Annotated in this window: 11 protein-coding genes; 8 read left to right on the plus strand and 3 right to left on the minus strand. The window is 70.5% G+C overall.

The window, feature by feature from the left end; genetic code table 11:
• Positions 1 to 9: 9 nt before the first annotated feature.
• From TA3x_RS13765 to secD, 4 genes are all read left to right on the plus strand, one after another.
• Positions 10 to 1,344: a DNA-directed RNA polymerase subunit alpha C-terminal domain-containing protein gene (locus TA3x_RS13765; protein ID WP_435022135.1), complete on the plus strand. Its 1,335-nt coding sequence runs from the start codon at positions 10 to 12 to the stop codon at positions 1,342 to 1,344.
• Positions 1,341 to 2,465 carry a tRNA guanosine(34) transglycosylase Tgt gene (gene tgt / locus TA3x_RS13770; RefSeq protein WP_435022137.1) on the plus strand — a complete coding sequence of 375 codons (1,125 nt, stop codon included), beginning with the start codon at positions 1,341 to 1,343 and terminating at the stop codon, positions 2,463 to 2,465. The genes TA3x_RS13765 and tgt overlap by 4 nt, the downstream gene beginning before the upstream one ends.
• Before the next feature lie 106 nt (positions 2,466 to 2,571).
• A complete protein-coding gene (gene yajC / locus TA3x_RS13775) occupies positions 2,572 to 2,931 on the plus strand; it encodes a preprotein translocase subunit YajC (protein WP_435022139.1) in 360 nt (119 codons plus the stop codon).
• Between the two features lie 135 nt (positions 2,932 to 3,066).
• Complete coding sequence (gene secD, locus TA3x_RS13780; protein ID WP_435022141.1) at positions 3,067 to 6,102, plus strand: protein translocase subunit SecD; 3,036 nt, start codon at positions 3,067 to 3,069, stop codon at positions 6,100 to 6,102.
• Between the two features lie 66 nt (positions 6,103 to 6,168).
• Here secD and TA3x_RS13785 read toward each other — a convergent pair whose 3' ends face one another.
• The 3 genes from TA3x_RS13785 to TA3x_RS13795 form a co-directional block, all read right to left on the minus strand.
• Positions 6,169 to 6,948, minus strand: a complete 780-nt coding sequence (locus TA3x_RS13785; RefSeq protein ID WP_435022143.1) for a biotin--[acetyl-CoA-carboxylase] ligase — start codon at positions 6,946 to 6,948, stop codon at positions 6,169 to 6,171.
• Between the two features lie 4 nt (positions 6,949 to 6,952).
• Positions 6,953 to 10,402: a pyruvate carboxylase gene (locus TA3x_RS13790; RefSeq protein WP_435022145.1), complete on the minus strand. Its 3,450-nt coding sequence runs from the start codon at positions 10,400 to 10,402 to the stop codon at positions 6,953 to 6,955.
• A gap of 176 nt (positions 10,403 to 10,578) precedes the next feature.
• On the minus strand, positions 10,579 to 11,538 hold the full coding sequence (locus tag TA3x_RS13795; protein WP_435022147.1) for a fumarylacetoacetate hydrolase family protein: 960 nt from the start codon (positions 11,536 to 11,538) through the stop codon (positions 10,579 to 10,581).
• A gap of 522 nt (positions 11,539 to 12,060) precedes the next feature.
• On the opposite strand from TA3x_RS13795, the gene TA3x_RS13800 reads away from it, so the two are divergent.
• The 4 genes from TA3x_RS13800 to TA3x_RS13815 all read left to right on the plus strand — a co-directional run bounded on the left by TA3x_RS13800 (position 12,061) and on the right by TA3x_RS13815 (position 20,375).
• Positions 12,061 to 13,806: an MraY family glycosyltransferase gene (locus TA3x_RS13800; RefSeq protein WP_435022149.1), complete on the plus strand. Its 1,746-nt coding sequence runs from the start codon at positions 12,061 to 12,063 to the stop codon at positions 13,804 to 13,806.
• A 17-nt stretch (positions 13,807 to 13,823) separates the two neighbouring features.
• On the plus strand, positions 13,824 to 16,076 hold the full coding sequence (locus TA3x_RS13805; protein WP_435022151.1) for a GumC family protein: 2,253 nt from the start codon (positions 13,824 to 13,826) through the stop codon (positions 16,074 to 16,076).
• Positions 16,077 to 16,092: 16 nt separating this feature from the next.
• Positions 16,093 to 17,673, plus strand: a complete 1,581-nt coding sequence (locus TA3x_RS13810; RefSeq protein ID WP_435022152.1) for an O-antigen ligase family protein — start codon at positions 16,093 to 16,095, stop codon at positions 17,671 to 17,673.
• A gap of 77 nt (positions 17,674 to 17,750) precedes the next feature.
• Complete coding sequence (locus TA3x_RS13815) at positions 17,751 to 20,375, plus strand: hypothetical protein (protein WP_435022154.1); 2,625 nt, start codon at positions 17,751 to 17,753, stop codon at positions 20,373 to 20,375.
• The last annotated feature ends 31 nt before the right edge of the window (positions 20,376 to 20,406 follow it).

Genomic DNA, 20,406 nt, shown 5'->3' on the forward strand with positions numbered 1-20,406 from the left:
GAGAGACGGATGGCCGAGTTGATGACCACCGACGTTCGCGCGCTCTTGGATCGCAATCCGTTCGATGCTTCGGCCGTGGCCGATCTCCGGGAAGTCCTGGGGCGTGACCCCTCGCGCTACGCCACCCTGCGGGAGGCCGTCGGCACCCTGCGCGACCGCAGCAAGGGGGGCGAGATGACCCCCGACACCCACCTCCGCCTCGGCGTCGGCGAGGTCCTGCTCGGCAAGTATGCCAGCGGCCTGTCGCACCTGTCCGAGGTCGGCAAGCATGGCCTGGCCTACTTCTTCCGGGGCCTCGCCCTCGAATACCTCCAGAAGTGGGAAGAGGCCGCCTCCGAGTTCGAGGCCGCCTCGGCCGCCGGGTACGAGCCCAAGCTGTCCGACCTCCACCGGGCCGGGGCCTTCCGACGACTCGGGCAGGATGCGGAAGCCCGCGCCATCCTGGACGGCCTGAGTTCGATGGCCGGCTCGTCGGCCGAATACCACTACCAGCGGGGCAGCCTGCTCGCCTCCGAGGGGGAGCTGGTCCTCGCCTCGGCCGAGCTGGAGAAGGCCGTTGAGCTGGATCGCCACCACACGAACGCCCTGTTCGAGCTGGCCTACATCAACGACCTCCACGGCAACGATGACGTGGCGCTGGACTTCTACAAGGACTGCGTGAATCGCCCGCCCGTCCCGCTGGCCGCCCTGATCAACCTGGGCGTCCTGTACGAAGACCGGATGAACTTCCGCGAGGCCGAGAACTGCTATCGCCAGGTCCTGGCCTACGATCGCAACCATCCCCGCGCCGCCCTGTTCTTCAAGGACTGCCGCGCCAGCCGCGACATGTTCTACGACGAGACCGTCGAGAAGGACATCGCGATCAAGCGGCAGTTGATGGAGATCCCCGTCACCGACTTCGAGCTGTCGGTGCGGAGCCGCAACTGCCTGCGGAAGATGAACATCCGCACGCTCGGCGACCTCTCCCGGACGACCGAGGCGGCGCTGCTCGCCTCCAAGAACTTCGGCGAAACCTCGCTGTCCGAGATCAAGGAGATGATGACCTCCAAGGGCCTCTGGCTCGGCATGGCGCTGGAGGGGGGCTCGCAGACGTCGGCCTCGACCCACGAGGAGCCGGAATCGCTGTCGGCCGAGGATCGGGCGCTGCTGGTCAAGCCGATCGGCGACCTCAACCTGTCGGTCCGGGCCCGCAAGTGCATGACCAAGCTCGGCATCAATTCGCTGGGCGAGTTGCTGAGCCGCACCGGGGATGAACTCCTCGAATGCAAGAACTTCGGCGTCACCTCGCTGAACGAGGTCCGCGAGAAGCTCCGCGAGCTGAACCTCAAGCTCAAGAACGAGTGAGCACGACCACCCGCCCGGTCAAGTTCGAGACGATCGCGACCGATGCCGCGTCGGCCGCCCGCTGCGGGCGGCTTCAGACGCGGCATGGGTCGTTGGACACCCCGGCGTTCATGCCGGTCGGCACCCTGGCGACGGTCAAGGGCGTCACGCCCGACCAGCTTCGTGCCACCGGGAGTCGGATGCTCCTCGCCAACACCTATCACCTCGCGCTCCGCCCGGGCGACGAGGAGGTGGCCGCGATGGGCGGCCTCCACGCCTTCATGGACTGGGACGGCCCGATCCTGACCGACTCGGGCGGGTTCCAGGTCTTCAGCCTCGCCGATCGGGCCAAGATCACCGAGAAGGGCGTGGCGTTCCGATCCCACCTCGACGGACGCCTGCTCGACCTCACGCCCGAACGCGCCGTGCAGATCCAGGAAAACCTGGGCGCGGACGTGGCGATGTGCCTGGACGTCTGCCCCGCCTTGCCCGCTTCGCGCGAGACGATCGCCGCGGCCGTCGATCGCACGATCCGCTGGGCGACCCGGTGCCAGCAGGCCCGCACCCGCGCCGACCAGGCCCTGTTCGGGATCGTGCAGGGGGGGGCCGAAGAAGACCTGCGAGGCCGGTGCGCCGAGGCGTTGATCGCCCTGGACTTCGACGGCTATGCCGTGGGCGGCGTGAGCGTGGGCGAGGATCGCGAGCAGGTCCGCAAGGCCCTGGAGGTGACCACCCACCTGCTGCCCGCCGACCGCCCCCGCTACCTGATGGGCGTGGGCCGCCCGCAGGACATCCTGGACGCGATCGCCACCGGGATCGACATGTTCGACTGCGTCCTGCCGACCCGCAATGGCCGCAATGCCACCTGCCTGACCATGGCCGGGCCGGTCAAGCTCCGCAACGCCGGCCACCGCCGCGACCCCCGGCCGATCGAGGAGGGGTGCGATTGCCTGGCCTGCACGCGGTTCAGCCGGGCGTACCTCCGCCACCTCTTCATCGCCAACGAGATGCTCGGGCCGATCCTGGCCTCGATCCACAACCTCCGGTTCCTCCAGCGGTTGACCGCCCGGGCCCGCGAGGCGATCCGCGCCGGTCGATTCGTCCAGTTGCGAGCGGAAGTTCTTGAAGCGTTGGGACCGTAACGGGTAGAGTGCAGGTTCCAGCGGGGCCGGGCCGATCGGAGAGGCCCGCGTCGCTCGCGAAGGCCGCCCTCCCTACTCCTCCTCGAACGATGACGGACTGATCCCCATGTTTGGCCCGTTTGACGCCGTGCCGTTGTTGTTCGCCCAGGCCGCCGCCCAACAACCGAGCCCCTTCAGCACCCTGATCCCGCTCCTGCCGATCCCGATCCTCTTCTACCTGCTGATGTACCGCCCGCAGCAGCAGCAGGAGCGGAGGCGCAAGGACATGATCCGGGCCCTGAAGCCCAACGATAAGGTCCTGACCGCGGCTGGCATCTACGGGACCGTCCAGTCGGTGGATCCCGCCAATGACCGGATCGTGCTCCGGGTCGACGGGGACGGTCGGGTCAAGATCCCCTTCACGATGTCCAGCGTGGTCCGGCTCCTGGAACCATCGGACAAGCCCGAAACGGCCCGCGACGTTTGACATCAGCCGGGCGCCGTCGGATCGGCGATCCCGCACCATCCGGGGGACCGGCATCGAAGGCGATCCGCCGGACGGCCCCCGCATCACATCGACTTGTCGGAAATCATCAAAGGCCGCCGGACCGCGGGGACGCTCATGAACAAGTTCGCTTCGAGATTCGCCCTGATCGCCGGGCTGACCGTGCTCGGCCTGATGGCGATCATCCCGCCCAGTGAAAAGCTCAAGACCGGCATCGACCTGTCGGGCGGGACGATCCTGGTCTACGAGGTCCGCGAGGACAAGGCGAATGCCTCCGGCAACGTCAATGTCGATGACCTGATCACCGCCCTGAAGCGGCGCATCAACCCGGAGGGGGTGCTCGACATCCCGATCCGCAAGGTCGGCAAGAATCGCGTCGAGGTGATCCTCCCCAAGGCCAGCGCCGAGGAGGTCGAGGAAGTCAAGCGGAAGATGACCAACGTCGGTCAGCTCGAATTCCGCATCCTCGCTAACTACAAGCATGACGGCGGCATCGCCGACCGCGCGCTGGGCTCGCGGCTGGACAAGGCCCCCCCGCGCTACCGCTGGGCCAAGCTGGGCGAGACGATCACCGGCACCAACCCGGTCAGCGACGCCTCGGGCCGGACGATCACCGACCCGACCCGCCGCTGGGTCAAGAACGCCTACGCCGGCCGGACCGTCTACCTCAAGGGGAAAGACTCCTCCGGGGTCGAGTCGCCCGAGGTGGCCGTCCAGATCGAGGGGAATACCCTGAACTCCCTGACGCTGGCCAAGCCGCACGGCCTGACCAACGTCACCGGATACCGGATCGAGTTCAACCCGAGCCGCATCACCGCCCGGAACCCCCTGGCCCCCTCGCCGTCCGACCCGATCATCCGCGAGGAAACCTCGCCCGGCCTGGTCGAGCGCTACATCCTCTACCGGGTCGATCGCCAGAACGTCTCCGGCCAGTATCTCGCCAAGGCCGAGATGCAGACCGACGACCACTTCCAGCCGGCCGTCGGCTTCACGTTCAACCGCCAGGGCGGGCGGAAGTTCGGCCAGCTGACCCGCGAGCACCTGCCCGAGGAAGGCGGCAACTTCCGCTACCAGCTGGCGATCCTGCTCGACAACGTCGTGCAGTCGGCCCCGACGATCAACTCGGAGATCCGCGACTCCGGGATCATCGAGGGCGGCGCGGACGGCTTCACGCCCAGCGAACTCGACTTCCTGATCACCGTGCTCCGGTCCGGCAGCCTGCCCGCCAGCCTGAATCCCGAGCCGTTGCAGGAGGAGAGCGTCGGCCCGACCCTGGGCGACGACACGATCGCCAAGGGCATCTTCGCGATCGGCCTGTCGATGATCGTGGTGCCGGTCTTCATGATCGCGTACTACCGCTTCGCCGGGCTCGTCTCGGTCTTCGCCCTGATCCTGAACATGATCCTGCTGATCGCCTCGCTCGGGATCACGGGGACCAGCTTCACCCTGCCCGGCCTGGCCGGGTTGGCCCTGACGATCGGCATGGCCGTCGATGCCAACGTGCTGATCTTCGAGCGCATGCGTGAGGAGGCGGAGCGAGGGGCGAGCGTCGCCCAGCAGATCCGGCTCGGGTTCGACCGGGCGTGGGTCACGATCCTGGACTCGCACGTCACCCAGTTCCTGGCCGGGGCTGTGCTCTACTTCGTCGGCACCGACGAGGTGAAGGGGTTCGCCCTGACCCTGATCATCGGCATGGTCTGGAACCTGTTCACCGCCGTCTACGTCTCCCGCGTGATCTTCGACTTCTGGTACAGCCAGGGGTGGCTCAAGAAGATCTCGATGCTGAAGATGATGGACAAGACCCGGTTCGACTTCATCGGCCCCCGCAAGGCCTGCATGGCGGCGTCGGTCGTGATCATCGGGCTGGGCCTGGCCGCCACCATGGCGCGGGGCCGGGGGATGTACAACATCGACTTCACCGGCGGCTCGCTGGTGACGATCCGGCTCAACCAGCAAGCCGAGGCGATCAAGGGGATGTCCGAGTCGAGCCGGACCAGCTTCGTCCGCGAGAAGGCGGACGCGCTGCCCGACGTCACGGTCGAGAGCCTGAACGTGGGCGGCTCCAAGGGGGGCGTCCGCTACAACATCCGCACCACCGAGCAGGACCGCGACGTCGTCAAGAAGGCGGTCCTCGACGCCTTCGGGCCGTCGCTGCAGCGGGTCGAGATGACCCCGGGTGCCCCGACCCCGATCGCCGCGGCCGCCCCCGCCGACCCGGCCAAGCCGGCCGACGCCAACAGCCCGGCCGCGTCCGACCGTTTCGCGGGCGGCAAGCAGTATGAACTCACGTTCAACACGCCCCAGTCCGCCTCCCAGGTCGAGTCCCTGTTCCTCACCAACCTCAACAATGCCGGGATCGTGAATCCCCGGACCCGGTTCGAGATCCTCAACCCGCTGGCCACGCCGGGCAGCACCTCGGTGGCCGACTCCAACAAGCTGGTCCTGCGGACCAATCTGGAGGACGAGGTGGCCCAGGCCGAGCTGAAGAAGCTGGCCGTCACGCTCCAGAACGACCCGAACCTCCTGTTCGAGCGTTCGGAGAACTTCGGCAGCACGGTCGCCGGCGAGACCCGGACTCTGGCGGTGATCGCGACGGTCGCGAGCTGGATCATCATCGCCGGCTACCTCTGGTTCCGGTTCAAGTCGCTGACCTACGGGCTGGCGGCGATCATCGCGGTCGTCCACGACGTCCTCGTGACCCTAGGCGCCGTGGCGGTGAGCTACTGGCTTTCGATGATCCCGGGCGTGAGCGAGGTCCTCTTGCTCGAACCGTTCAAGATCGACCTGCCGATGATCGCGGCGTTCCTGACCCTGATCGGGTTCTCGGTCAACGACACGATCGTGATCTTCGACCGGATCCGCGAGCTGAAGGGGAAGACGCCCCACCTGACCGCGACCATGATCAACGACGCGATCAACCAGACCCTGAGCCGGACGATCCTCACCTCGCTGACGGCGTGGCTGGTCGTCTTGATCCTCTACATCTTCGGCGGCGAGGGGCTGCACGGCTTCGCCTTCGCCCTCGTGGTCGGGTTCCTCAGCGGGACCTATAGCACGGTCTACATCGCCAGCCCGATCCTGATCGACTGGGATCGTCGGGCGACCGAGAAGACGCTGAACAAGCAGGACCTGGCCGCCTCGCAGCTCTCCTGAGCCGGCCGAGATTCTCGACGACGGCCCGCCCGGTCCCGGACCGGCGGGCCGTCGTCGTTTCGAATCTCAGCGGAGGACCTGCCCGCCGACCACGGGCACGATCGACGAGCCGCTCAGGACCCGCAAGGCCCCGGCCTCGTCGATCCCGCAGCCGGCCCCCTCCAGGATCGAGGTCCCGAGGTCGATCCGCACCGGTGCGCCGAACAGGGTGTCGAGGCTGGCCCAGCGACCGGCCAGCTCAGGATCGTCGTCGGCGAGCCTCCGCAGGGCGACGGCGAATCGATCCAGGATGGTGCGGAGGACGGCCGGCTTCGGGTCGTCCGGGGTGGGGTCGGCCTCCCACTCGACCAGCGAGGCGGCCATCCGCGCCACCTCCGCCGGGGCGTCGTCGAGGCGGGTGCGGACGTTGAGGCCGATCCCCACCAGGATGCGCGGGCCGGCGTCCGTCTCGACCCGCTCGGGGAGGAGCCCCCCGAGCTTGCGGCCCCCGACCTCGATGTCGTTGGGCCAGCGGATGCCGGGCCGGCAGGTCGGGTAGAGGGTTTCGATAGCGTCGACGATCGCCACGGCGGTCGCCAGCGCCAGCCTCGGCTCGTGCAGCGGGGTCAGGCCGTGGGCGGCGGGGTCGAGGGCGACCGTCACGGTCAGGCTCCCCTCGTCGGACCACCAGCGATGCGAGCCCCGCCCCCGGCCCTTCGTCTGGCGGTCGGCCCCCACCAGCAGGGGGAGGTCGGCCCCCGCCCGCGCGACGAGGCGTCGGGCCTCGTCGCTGGTCGAGTCGACGTCCGCCAGCCAGGCGGCCGAGCGGACGAACGGCCAGGGCGGGGCAGGCCGGGCCGGGTTCAAGGGATCACTCCGGCGTCATCCGGATCAGCAACTCGCCGGTCTTGACCTGGCGGCCGACGGCGGTGACGACCTCCGAGACGCGGCCGGGGCGCTCGGCGTAGAGGGTGGTCTCCATCTTCATGGCCTCGATCGACAGCAGCTTCTGACCCTTGCGGACCGGGTCGCCCACGGCCACGGCCAGGCCGACGACCAGGCCGGGCAGGGGGGCGGCCACCTGGTTGGGGTCGTTCGGGTCGGCCTTGGGGGCCTCGCGGACGGCCGAGGCCAGCGAACGGTCGACGACCTCGACCTCGCGGGGCTGGCCATTGAGTTCGAAGAAGACCGTGCGCTTGCCGTCCTCGTGGGCCTCGCCCACGGTGAGCAGCTTGACGATCAGGGTCTTGCCCGGCTCGATCTCGATCAGGTTCTCGACGCCCGGCTCGGGGCCGAAGAAGAACAGGGGGGTGGGCAGGACCGACGTGTCGGAGTAGGCCCGCTCGTGGCTGGCCAGGTCGGGGAAGACCCGGGGATAGATCAGGTAGCTGAGGGCATCCTGGTCGTTGGCCGGGCGACCCAGAAGCGAGGTCGCCTTCTCGCGGGCCGCGGCGATGTCGGCCGGGGGCAGGTCCTTGCCGGGGCGCTCGGTGGTCGCCGGGCGGCCGCGGAGGACGCGCTCCTGGAGCGCCTTGGGGAAACCGCCGGGCGGCTGGCCGAGGCGGCCTTCGAAGAGTTCGACGACGCTCTCGGGGAAGGCCAGCTCGCGCTCGGGGTCGAGCGTATCCTCGGGGGTGAGGTTGTTGGCGACCAGGAACAGGGCCATGTCGCCGACGACCTTGGACGAGGGGGTCACCTTGACGATGTCGCCGAACAGGATGTTCACGTCGGCGTAGGCCTTGCACACCTGCGGCCACTGCGCGGCCAGCCCGAGCGCCTTGGCCTGCTGGAACAGGTTGGTGTACTGGCCGCCGGGCATCTCGTAGGCGTAGACCTCGGCCGAGGGGGACCGGAGGTTGGTCTCGAACGGAGCATACATCGACCGGACTTCGTCCCAGTAGCGACTGATGTCGATCAGGACATCGGGATCGACGCCGGTCTCGCGGGGGGTGAACCGCAGGGCCTCGACGATCGAGTTGAGGCACGGCTGCGAGGTCATCCCGGACATGGACGCCATCGCGCCGTCGGCGATGTCGAGCCCGACCTCCGAGCCCTTGAGCACGCTGGCGGCCTGGGCCCCGCCCACGTCGTGGGTGTGGAAGTGGACCGGGATGCCGACCGCTTCGCGGAGGGCCTTGACCAGCTTCTCGGCGGCGAACGGCTTGCAGAGGCCCGCCATGTCCTTGATCGCGATCAGGTTGGCCCCGCGCTTCTCCAGCTCCTGGGCCATGCTGACGTAGTACTTCAGGTCGTACTTGGTCCGCTTCGGGTTGAGGATGTCGCCGGTGTAGCAGATGGCGGCCTCGCACAGCCCGCCGGCCTCACGCACCGCCTCCAGGGCGACCTCCATGTTGGGCACCCAGTTCAGCGCGTCGAAGACGCGGAACAGGTCGATGCCGGCATCGGCCGATTCCTTGACGAACGCCTTCACCAGGTTGTCGGGATAGCTGGTGTAGCCGACCGCGTTGGAGCCGCGCAAGAGCATCTGGAACAGGATGTTGGGGATCTTCTCGCGGAGCTGGGCCAGGCGGTCCCAGGGGTCTTCCTTGAGGAACCGCATCGACGTGTCGAAGGTGGCCCCGCCCCACATCTCGATCGAAAATAGCTCCGGGCAGAGCCGGGCGTAGGCATCGGCCACGCGGAGCATGTCGCGGGTCCGCAGCCGGGTGGCCAGCAGCGACTGGTGGGCGTCGCGGAACGTGGTGTCGGTCAGCAGCAGCGGGGTCTGCTCGCGGACCCACTGGGAGAACTTCTCCGGCCCCAGCTGCTTGAACCGGACGCGCGAGCCGTGATCGGGCATGGGGCGGCCGCCGGACGACGGAGGGGTCGGCTCGGGCAGGGTCGCCGCCTGGCTGGAGCGGGTGACGCCCGGGAAACCATTGACGGTGACGTCGGCGGCGAAGCTCAGGAGCTTGGTGGCCCGGTCCTTCGTCACCGGGAACTGGAACAGCTCGGGCGTCTCGTCGAGGAAGCGGGTCGTGGCCTGGCCGGCCAGGAACGCCGGGTGGCGGATCACGTTCAGGAGGAACGGGATGTTGGTCTTCACGCCCCGGACCCGGAACTCGCGGAGGGCCCGCTCCATCCGCCGCGACGCGTCGATGAACCGGTGCCCGCTGGCGCAGGCCTTGACCAGCAGCGAGTCATAGAACGGCGTGACGATCCCGCCGGTGATCGCCGGCCCGCCGTCGAGGCGGAGCCCCAGGCCGCCCGGGGATCGGTAGTGGGTGATCTTGCCGTAGTCCGGGGTGAACTTGTTCTCCGGGTCCTCGGTGGTGATCCGGCACTGGAAGGCGAAGCCCTCGGTCTTGATCTTGGACTGGTCGCCGAGGTGGATCTCCGGGTCCGAGAGGTCGACCCCCTGGGTGATCAGGATCTGGCTCTTGATCAGGTCGACGTTCGTCACCATCTCGGTGACGGTGTGCTCGACCTGGATCCGCGGGTTCACCTCGATGAAGTAGAACCGGGCTGCGTCGGCGTCGTAGAGGAACTCCACCGTCCCGGCGTTGTCGTAGCGGACGTGCTTGCCGAGCCGCACGGCCGAGGCGCACAGCTCGTCGCGGATCGCGGGGTCGAGGTTCGGCGCCGGGGCGATCTCGATCACCTTCTGGTGCCGCCTCTGGATCGAGCAATCGCGCTCGAACAGGTGGACGAGGTGGCCGTGGCGGTCGCCCAGGATCTGGACTTCGAGGTGGCGGGCCCGCCGGATGAACTTCTCCAGGAAGACGTCGGGCACCCCGAAGGCGTTGCCGGCCTCGCGGCGGGCCTGGTCGATGGCGTCATCCAACCCCTCGGCCGAGTCGACCACCCGCATCCCGCGCCCGCCGCCGCCCATCGACGCCTTGACGATCACGGGGTAGCCGAGCGATTCGGCCAGGGAGTGGGCGTCGGCCCCGGGCAGCACAGGGTCGTCGCTGCCGCTCAGGACCGGCACTCCGGCCTCGCGGGCGAGCTTGCGGGCCGCCACCTTGTCGCCGAGCTGGTCGAGCAGCTCCGGCCGGGGTCCGACGAAGGCGATCCCCGCCGCCTCGCAGGCGCGGGCGAAGTCGGCGTTCTCGGACAGGAAGCCGTAGCCGGGGTGGATCGCATCCACCCCCTTCTCCTTGGCGAGCGCGACGATCGCCTCGATGTTGAGGTAGGACCGGATCGGCTCGCCGGGCTTGCCGATCAGGTAGGCCTCGTCGGCCTTGAGCCGGTGGATCGCGAACCGATCCTCGTGCGAGTAGATCGCGACCGTGCGGATGCCCAGCTCGCTGGCCGATCGGAAGACGCGGATCGCGATCTCACCCCGGTTGGCCACCAACAACTTGCGAATCGCGGACATGAAAACCATCCCGGGGTTGAATCGATCGAGCGCGAGGGGAATGTCGCGAACCGGCATCGCGGATCATGGCCGGGCCCGGCCCGGACCGGCGACCGTGGGACCTGGTCCCCGCGATTGCCCGCCTTCTGGTCATCCCGGCCAAGGATAACATACCGGATGCCCGCCGCCTCCGCCCCTCATTCCTCGGCCTCGACCGTGTTTTTCAGCGTGCCGATCCCCGAGATCGTCGCCTCGACGACGTCGCCCGGCTCAAGATAGGTCTCGGTTGCCGAGCCTACCCCCGCCGGGGTGCCCGTGGCGATCAGGTCGCCCGGCTCCAGCGTGACGAATCGCGAGACGAACTCGATGATCGCGGCGATCGGGAAGATCATCTGGCCCGTGGATGCGGCCTGCTTCACCTCGCCGTTGACCGTGAGCGTCAGCTTGAGATCCTGCGGGTCGCCCAGGTAGTCGGACGGGACGACGCACGGGCCCATCGGCAGGAACGTGTCGTGCCACTTGCCGTGGAGCCAGTCGAAGAATTTGTCGCGTTCCCGTGGTTTCCGGTCCGGATTCGGCGTGAATTTGCGGTCGCTGATGTCGTTGATGATGGTGTAGCCGGCGACGTAATCCATCGCCTCGGCCTCGGCCACGCCCCGGCACCGGCGGCCGATGATCACCGCCAGCTCGCATTCCCAGTCGATGTGGTCGGGCGAGACGCGGGGGATCCGGATCGGGTCGCCCGGATGGTTGATGGTGGTCGCCGGTTTCATGAAGACGTAGGGGAAGGTCAGCCGACGCTCGGCCGGCGTCCCGCCCCGCTCGACGACGTGGGCCGCATAGTTGCCCGCCAGCAGGAGGATCTTGGGCGGGGCCTGGATCGGGGCCAACAGCCGGATCCGGTCGTGGGGGATGCCCAGCCCCGCCCCGTCGGACTTCTCCTTCTCGACCACCCAATCGTGGAGGGTGCGGATCGCCCCGAGCGAGGCGCCGTCGGGCGGGAGGTAATCCAGCAGGTCCGGCGAGGGCTCGATCCACAGGTCCATCCCCGTCTCGTCCACGTAGGACTCGAGGGCTCCCTGGATCGGGATCACCCGACCGTTCTCGAAGAAGCCGACCAGGGTGAGGTCGTCGGTCTGGAATCGGCAAAGGCGCATGATGGCGGGCTCCGGGAGGATGAGAGGGGGGGGCCCGGCTCTAGACGTGGTGCTGCCGGCGGTGGTGGATCAACGATAACTTAAATGCCCGCCCCGATCCATCCATGCGGCCGCGCCGTCTCCTGGCGGCCGATGCCGGCCTATTACGACTTGACCCTGAGGGGTCGGGCGTTGATACTGGTCAGCGCTACGGATGGCCCGTCCTCGGATGGCACGGAGGATGACACCGCGATGATGCACCCCGACGAATCGGCCCGCACTTCCCCAGGGCTCCGCCCCCACGCCCGGGACCCCCTCGCCGCCGACCCCGGCCGGCGTTCCAATCCGAATCGGCCCCCCGCCGCCCGCCGGGATCCGGCCGGGCCGTCGACGCACCGTCGGGCCCGCCGCACGCCGTTCGCGGCCCAATGGCCCCGCCGCCGCGCGGGCCGCTGAAGCACTCCCCGAATCATGCGCCCGCGGGCCACGCCGGACGAGGATGTCCGGGCCGATCGCGCACCGGTCGAACAACGAATCAGGACGATGAGGCTTGTCCGACCCATGCTCCCATCCAACACCTACCTGCTGATCTTCGCCCTGGCGTTCATGGGATGCGTCCTGGCGACGCCGGTGGTCACCCGCGTCGCGGGCTGGCTGGGCGCCATCGATCGGCCCGACCAGTTCCGCCGGATCCACAAGGGGGCGACGCCGCGCCTGGGCGGCCTGGCGCTGGGCTTTGGCCTGGTGCTGGCCATCGCCCTGATGGTGGCGGGCAACTACCTCCACGAGTGGGCCGACTACCATCGCTGGCTCGCCTCGCTGTTCCCGATCGGCCTGGCCGCCGCGATCATCCTGGCGGTCGGGGTCGTGGATGATGCCCGCGAGATCGGCCCGAGGGTCAAGCTGCTGGGCCAGGCCTCGGCCGTGGTGGTGCTGTACCTCGGCGGGATCCGGATCGACACGATCACGCTGATGAATCGGACGCTCGACCTGACCGCCCCGGGATTCGACCTGGCGATCGCCGGCCACGGGGTCCGCCTGGCCCTGCCGGCGCTGATGGTCTCGATGCTCTGGTTCCTGGCGTGCATGAACATCTGGAACCTGATCGACGGGATGGACGGGCTCGCCTCGGGCGTCGGCCTGCTGGTGAGCGGGACCCTGGCCCTGGTGGCGATCTGGCTGGAGAACCCCAGCGTGGCCATCCTGGCGGCCGCCCTGGCCGGGGGCCTGGCCGGGTTCCTCCTCTATAACTGGCACCCGGCCTGCATCTTCCTGGGCGACAGCGGCAGCCTGATGATCGGCCTCCTGATCGGGATCATCGGGGTCCAGGGGTCCTTGAAAGAAGGGGCCACGATCTCGATCCTGTTCCCGATCCTGGCGATGGGGCTGCCGATCACCGACACGGCGATGGCGATCTTCCGGCGGTGGGTCCGCAACCTCCCGCTCAGCTCGGCGGACCGGAGGCATATCCACCACCTGCTGATCGGCCTGGGGCTCAACCCCCGGCAGGCGGCGGCGATGCTGTATTGCTTCTCGGCCGGCCTGTGCGGCGTGGTCATGCTGGGCGTGGTGTACAAGAACGAGGTCCTGGCCCTGGCGATGGGGATCTCCGGCTGCCTGGCGTTCCTCCTGATCCTGACCAGCCGCCGCGACGAGCTGACCACGCTCCGATCCGACCTCCAGGCCCGCCTGGCCCGGGGCAAGCAGGAGCGTTTCGCCGCCAAGGTGACGTGGGAGGCGATCCAGAGGGTCGAGCTCTGCACGGCCCCGGACGCCATATGGGCCATCCTCCGGGCGGCCGCGGGCAAGCTCGGGTGCGACCACATCGAGCTGTCCTGCCGCAGGGACGGCCTGTCGCTCTTCGAGGGGCGGGGGCCGACCGACGCCGAATCCGCCGCGGACGCCCCGATGTTGATGTCGGGCCCCACGGTCACTTTCCGACTGTCAACGGGGCGGGAGTCGCTGCTGATCGTCTCGCTCCACCAGCACGCGGAGTCGACCCTGGCGGCCGACATCGCCTTCCGGTTCGTGCAACGGCTCTCGCTGGCCTCGGCCGAGCGGCTGGAACGTCTCTTCGGCGCCGACGAGCGGCCCGAGACGATCCTCCTGCCGGCCGGGCCGGACTGCATGGCGGCGGACGGGTCGGTCCCGTCGATGGCCCGGCTATCCCCCCGCATCGCCCCGTCCGACGCCTCGCCGCTGGCGAGGCCCATCTTCGGACGGATTCGGAATCACCTGGGTTGGCCCTGGACCCCGGCGGCCTCCGGACGCCCTCTCGGCGAGGAATGATTGGAGACGATCGATCCATGGATGGACTACAATCGCTCGACAAGGCACCACGCCCCATCGTCGCCACGATCCACCCGCAGCCGATCTCGGCCCTGCCGGCCAAGTCCCCCTCCGACTATATCCAGGCCCTCCGCAGGCGGATCTGGATGGTCCTGCTGGTGGCCGTCCCGGTCGCCACGGCCGGCACGCTCCTGATCCTGCGGATGACTCCGGTCTATTCGGTCTCCGCCCAGATCGTGATCGAGCCTCCCCGGATCGACCCCAAGGTCAGCGGCATCGTCGGCCACGGCGAGCTGGGGGCCGGGGACTCCGCCAGGGGTGAGCAATACGTCCCCAATGCCCTGGCGATCCTCCGGAGCAAGACCCTGGCCGAGGACGTCCTCAAGGACCCGTCGCTGGAGCTGCCCCACGCCCCATCGGAGGCCGAGATCGCCGACCTGATGGGCAAGATCCAGACCCGCAACCCGCCCAAGTCGCAGCACTTCTTCGTCACCCTGGAAGGGACCGATCAGGGGCGGCTGGCCAAGGTGCTCAACCTCCTGCTCAACAAGTTCCGGAAGAAGATCGAAGACGAGAACATGGAGGTCAGCCAGAACGTCGAGGACTTCGCCTCCCGCGCCCTGAATGACTACGGGTCGGAGCTGGTCCAGATCGACAAGGCGATCGCCAAGATCCTCGCCGAGTCCACCTCGCTCGCCCCGGGCGGGCGTAACCTCCGCGAGATCGACTATGAGCGGCTGCGGAACCTGATCTTCCAGGAAGAGACCCGCCTCGGCCAGCTCAGCGAGAACCTGGAGCTGCGGGCCCTCGACCCGCGCAACGCCGGGGCACCGGCCAGCGACCGGGCCCGCAAGGTCGCCGAGCTGCAGCAGGATCGGAAGCTGATCCTCAAGAAATACAACCATCACAACAACATCGTCCGCGACAAGTCCGACCCCGCCCTGACCCGGGCCTCGGGGGAACTCCGCGACATCGACGAGCAGATCGCCCAGCTGGAGGGCCTGGAAGCCCCCGACCAGGGCGCCTCGGTCGCCGCCGCGACGGAGGCCTTCCTCGCCAGGTCCTACGAGAAGATCGAGGGGCTGCAGAACCGGATGCAGGGGGTCATGGGCGAACTCAAGGGCTCGATGCCCGAGTACCAGACCTACTTGACGAAGCTCCGCGAACGCGAGGCGAAGGAGAAGCAGATCGCCACGATGACGGCGAAGATCTCCGACTTCAAGATGATGGCCCGGACCCAGAAGCCCCCGGTGACGATCGTCGACGATGCGAGCGACCCGACCCAGCCGATCCGGCCGAAGAAGGCGATCTACATCGCCGGCTGCATCATCTTCTGCCTGTCGCTGGGCGTGGCCCTGGTCTGCTTCCTGGAATACATCGACAACTCGGTCAAGGTGCCCGAGCACCTGACGGCCGGCCTGGCGTTGCCGCTGTTCGGCGTGGTCCCCCGGATCCGCCGCGAGGCCCGCAACCACCGGGGGGGCCACCTCTGGACCCACGGGATGCCCGAGTCGATCGAGGCCGACGCCTTCCGCAACCTCCGGGCCAGCCTCCTGGGGGCCGGGTCCAAGGCCGACCCGATCATCACCCTGCTGGTCACCAGCGCCAAGGCGGGCGAGGGGAAGAGCACCACCGCCCTGAACCTGGCCGCCACCTGCGCCCGGGCCGGCGAGCGGGTCCTGCTGATGGACGTCGACCTCCGCCGGCCGAGCCTCGTGGATGTCTTCCCGCAGAACGAGCACGGGCTCGGACTGGTTGACGTCCTCCGCGGCGACCTGCCCTGGCAGCGGACGGTCGTCCAGAGCGAGATCCCCAACCTCGACTTCCTGCCGACCGGCGACACCCAGGGCGTGCCGATCGAGGTGCTGGGCAGCCTTGAGCTGCGGCAGCTCCTCCTGTCGCTGTCCCAGCACCACTACGACCGCGTGATCCTGGACGGGCCGGCCGTGCTGGGCCTGGCCGATTGCCGGATGCTGGGTCGGATCGTCGACGCGTCGGTCCTGGTGGTCCGCTCGGGCTCGCAGGGCCTCCGGCCGCTCCAGCGGGCCAAGACGATGCTGGAGCAGTCGCAGGTCCACATCGCCGGCCTGATCTTCAACGGGCTGAGCGACGACCTCCAGAACTGGTCGAGCTACGGCACCGGCGTCATGGAATACCCGTCGCTGGTCGACGCATCCCGGCGTCCCGCCGGCGCCTCGCGGGGGCTGGGCGCCTCCTCGACCGCCGGGGCGGAGGCCGCCCTGATGGTGGCCGGCCCGGTCGACGCCTGAGGGCAGGAGACACCTTGTGCTGACGCTTCGACTCAAACTCCTGCTCGGCCTCGATCGGCTGATCGCCCTGGCCCTGGCCGCGGCGCTGGTCGGGGCGGCGCTCGCCTTCGGTGGGGCCGTCTGGTGGGCCCGCCCCCCGATCGCGGCGATCACCCTGGCGCTGGTCCTGGCCTGGGTGGCCCGGTCGGCGATGGCGGGATCGTGGCGGATGCTCAAGAGCCCGCTCGCCGGGCTCGGCGCCCTGGCCCTGGCGCTGGCCCTCGTCCAGCTCCTTCCGCTGCCCGTGTCGATCGCCCGGCGGGTCTCCCCCCGCTCGGTGGCGGCCAACACCATCGGCACGATCCCCGACAAGGCCCTGGCCGATGACCCCTCGGCCGTCCTCCCGGCGCCGTTCCTGGCCCGGGTGCCGCTGACCCTCGACCGGCCGGCCACGCTGCGCTGGCTGGCCGGCGGGATGGCCTGCCTGGCGATGTTCTGGGTGGCCTCCCATTTCTGCGACCGCCTGGGCCATGCCCGGGTGGTGTGGGGGAGCGTGGTCGCCGTGTTCTTCGTGAACACGGTGCTCAGCGTGGTCCAGGTGGCCAACCTCTCCGACGGTCTCTATGGATTCATCGTCCCCGGCGCCGGGCCGATCTGGGCCCCGTCCCTGGCCGACGCCGCCGCGGCCCCGGCCTCGACCGTCCTCCGACCCCTGGCCGATGCGCGGCCGGCGACCGAGTCGGATCGGGCCCGCCCGGCGATCGCGGCGGCCCGGCTCAAGCCGCAATTCCAGCTCGGCACCCTGATGGGCGGGCCGGGCGGGTTCCTCGCCCTGGGCAGCCTGGCCCTGCCGCTGGCCCTCGGGATGACGCTCCACCTGATGTCGCCCCGTGGCAGCCGTGGCGGGCTGCTGACCCGGCTCCGCGCCGAGGGGCAGGGGAGCCAGCTCGTCGTCCTGGCCGCCCTGGTCCTGGCGGGGGCCACGCTGATCGGGCTGGTCGCCGGCCCATCGCTGGCCCCCTGCTTCGCGATCGCCGTGCTGGCGGTCGGGCTGCCGGGGACCTGGTCGGCCGGCCTCCGATGGACCGGCCTGCTCGCCACGCTGGCCCTGGTCGGCGCGATCGGTGCCGGGGTGGCCCTCGGGGGGATGCTCCCGCCCTCCTCGAACGGCGAGGGTTCGCCCCGGATCGAGTGGGCGGGCGCCCGGCGGATCTGGGCCGAGGCGATCCCGATCGCCCGCGACTTCCCCCTCGTGGGGACCGGCCTCGGGAGCTTCGCCGCCGTCGAGCCGTTCTACAAGGCGAGCGACGAGGCCTCCAACACTGCCATGAGCAGCGTGGCCCAGTGGGCGGTGGAGACGGGCGGGGCGGGCGTGGCCCTGCTCGGCCTGGCCGGGCTCTGGTGCCTCGTCCGCCTGCCCGGCGCGATCCGGAGGGTGGGGACGGCCGATCGAGCCCTGGCCTTCGGACTGCTCGGCTCGCTGGGCGGCTTCGCCCTGTTCTCGGCCGTCCACTGGACGGTCCAGCTCCCCGCCGTCGCCCTGGCCGCCAGCGCGGTCGCGGGCACGGCCAACCGCTGGCTCGCCGGCGGGACCGACCTGTTCGTCGACCGAGGATGATGCACCACACGGCCCCGGCCGGGGGGATGAACCCCCGGCCCCACCCGGGCCTGATTCGCGGAGGAGACGGTCTCGCCATGCCGGAAACCACGTTCCTGCAAATCCAGGGTCGAGACCAATCCGCGTCGCGGGTGCTGGAACTCCCCCTCGGCCCCGTGCGGATCGGCCGAGGTTCGAACTGCGAGGTCCGCCTGGGCGGCGAGCCGGGCCTCGGCGACGTCCAGTGCCTGCTCCGGCGACGGGGCAGCAACTGGCACTTCCAGCCGGTCGGGCCTCCGGGCCACGTCTGGATCGACGGCCGGCCCGCCGACCACCAGCGCCCGCTCCCGGTCGGCTCGTCGCTCCGCGTCGGGGACCACTGGCTCACGCTCCGGACCGCTTCCGGCCCCGCCGACGCCCGCGGCTCGTTCACCGCCCCGATCACCGTCGACTTCCGCCCGGCCGACGAAGCGCCCGCCCCGGCGAGGCCGCAGCCCGCCCCCGAGCCGCCGCCCGAGGTCGCCGCCACGCCCGAGCCGATCGGGTCATCCGAGCCGATCGAACCGGAACGGGCCCGCCCGGCGTCGGCCTCCCCCTCGGAGGATGAAGACCGGCTCCGCCGCTGGCAGTCGCGGCTGGAGCAGCGCGAGCGCTGGCTCAAGAGCCGGCAGGACGAGCGGACCTGGGAAGCGCGCTGGAAAGCGGCCGGCGAGACGATCCGGGGCCGGGGCACGGCGGCGACCCCGCCCCCTCCCGCCCGACCGGCCTCGCCCGCCGGCCCCGCGTCGCCGCCGGCGCCGTCTCCGACGCCGCCGTCCCCACTCGACCGCCGCCCGCCGGCCCGGCCCGCCGAGCGGGTCATCGAGCCCCGGACCTCGGCGCCGCTCCGACGCGCGGCCGAGCCGGCCCGCCGCCCGGTCCCGGGCCGGGTGCCGGTCCGCACCCCGGCCGCGGCGATCCCCGCGACGCCCCGGACCCGCCCCGAGCCGCCGGCACCCGCGGCCCCGGCCCCGGTCCCATCGTCGCGGGCCCTGAGCACCCGCTCCACCGCCCCGGCCACGCCCCAGGTCGAGACGGTCGCCCGCCAGGCCGAGTCCGAGCCGCTCTTGATCGCGGAAGCGATCCCCGTCCTCCCGGTCGCGGCCCGCGACGCGGAGGCGTCGGAGGCCGTCGTCCTGGTGCAGGATGAGGCCGAGGCCGAGATCTCCTCGATCGGGATGCCGGCCTTCGCCCCGGACATCGACGAGGCCGACCTCGAACCCGAGCCCTTCGCGGTCGAGTCGGCCGTGATCGAACCGGCCGTCGACGATGCCGCCGCCGACCTCCTGACCGACGACGAGGCCCGGGCCCAGGCCGAGTGGACCGCCCCGGTCGTCGAGGAAGCTCCGGCGGACGTCGAGGAAGCCGAGGTTGAGGAGGCCGAGCGGGACGGGGAACCGGCCGCCGAAGCCGTCGCCGACCTGCCCGCGATGGCCGACCCGGAAACGGCCCCCCCCGTCCGGTCGACGCCCGCCCCGGCGGCCGCGATCGCGGGCTACGCCAGCGCCCGGGCGATCTTCGATGCGAGCCTGACCCGACCCGTCCCGCAGCCCTCCGCGACGACCGACCGCCGGCGTGCCAAGCTCGGCCCGATGCCGACCGCCGTGCGGGAGCCGGACCAGTGGACCATGCCCTTCTGGCTGGGCGGCCTGCCCACCGCCCTGGCCGCCCTCTGCGCCGGGGGCCTGGGCCTGATCCTGGCGTGGGCCTGGACCAACGACGCCCTGGCGATGAACGAGGCGGTCCGGCTCGCCCTCCGGCCCGAGAAGTCGGCCCCCCCGGCCGTCGACCCGGCCCTGATCCCGCGCCTCCCCTGGTGGCAGACCACGCCGGGCCAGCTCGCCGCCTGGGCGGTCGCCCTGGAACGGTCCGCCGACGGCGACGACCGCGAGCTGGAGGTCCGGGCTCTGGTCGACGAGGCCCGCCGCGCCTCGCCGCTGTCGGCCACCTCGCGGTTCGTGATCGACCTGCCCGCCGACCCCTCCCCGGACGCCGCCCCGGCCCCGGTGGCCGTGGGCCGGACCCGCGACATCGTCTCGATGGCCTGGACCGGCCGCGACCTCCGCCGGGCCGGGAAGGCCGAGGACGCCCTGCGGGCCTATCGCGCCGCGTTCGACCTCGCCGGCCGCGGCGAGGGGGATCGCCCCGCCTTCGACGAGGCCCGCCAGCCGCGCCGGTTCGTGCTCGAACACGAGGGCCTGCTGGAATGGGTCGCCCGGGACATGGCCGCCGCGGGCCCCTGGACCCAGGAGCAATGGGCCGGCGTCCTGCCCCCGTTCGCCCTGGCCCCGCTGGTGGCGGCGAGGGCGATGCTGGATCGCGACCGCGACCAGGCCGACCGGCTGCTGGAGCTGGCCGTGGCCGGCGTCGAACAGGCGGCGGGCCCCGGCTTCCCCGAGGCCGAGCATCGCGCGGCCGGGGCGGAGGCCCTGGCGGCGCGGTCGCGCTGGACCGACGCGATCGAGCAGTATCGCCGGGCCATCGAGGTCGCCCGCGACGACGCCGCCCGGCGGATGTGGTGGGTCAACCTGGCCGAGATCGCCGGCCGGACCGGCGACGAGGCGGCCCGGTCCGAGGCCCTGGAGCAGGCGATGGGCCCGTCCGAGAACCCCGACGAGATCGGCCGGCGGGCCCAGAAGGTCCGCGACCTGGCCGGCCTGTCCCGCCAGGCGTCCCGGCCCTGAACACGATTCTTCGCGGGCGGAGGGAGACTCC

It is taken from the genome of Tundrisphaera macrotermitis, assembly GCF_051175315.1.
GTDB lineage: Bacteria > Planctomycetota > Planctomycetia > Isosphaerales > Isosphaeraceae > Tundrisphaera.

Bases quoted from the DNA above. Each gene is read 5' to 3' on its own strand.
- TA3x_RS13765 (WP_435022135.1), top strand. From the start codon at position 10: ATGGCCGAGTTGATGACCACCGACGTTCGCGCGCTCTTGGATCGCAAT.
- yajC (WP_435022139.1), top strand. From the start codon at position 2,572: ATGTTTGGCCCGTTTGACGCCGTGCCGTTGTTGTTCGCCCAGGCCGCC.
- secD (WP_435022141.1), top strand. From the start codon at position 3,067: ATGAACAAGTTCGCTTCGAGATTCGCCCTGATCGCCGGGCTGACCGTG.
- TA3x_RS13790 (WP_435022145.1), bottom strand. From the start codon at position 10,402: ATGTCCGCGATTCGCAAGTTGTTGGTGGCCAACCGGGGTGAGATCGCG.
- TA3x_RS13795 (WP_435022147.1), bottom strand. From the start codon at position 11,538: ATGCGCCTTTGCCGATTCCAGACCGACGACCTCACCCTGGTCGGCTTC.
- TA3x_RS13800 (WP_435022149.1), top strand. From the start codon at position 12,061: ATGAGGCTTGTCCGACCCATGCTCCCATCCAACACCTACCTGCTGATC.
- TA3x_RS13805 (WP_435022151.1), top strand. From the start codon at position 13,824: ATGGATGGACTACAATCGCTCGACAAGGCACCACGCCCCATCGTCGCC.
- TA3x_RS13815 (WP_435022154.1), top strand. From the start codon at position 17,751: ATGCCGGAAACCACGTTCCTGCAAATCCAGGGTCGAGACCAATCCGCG.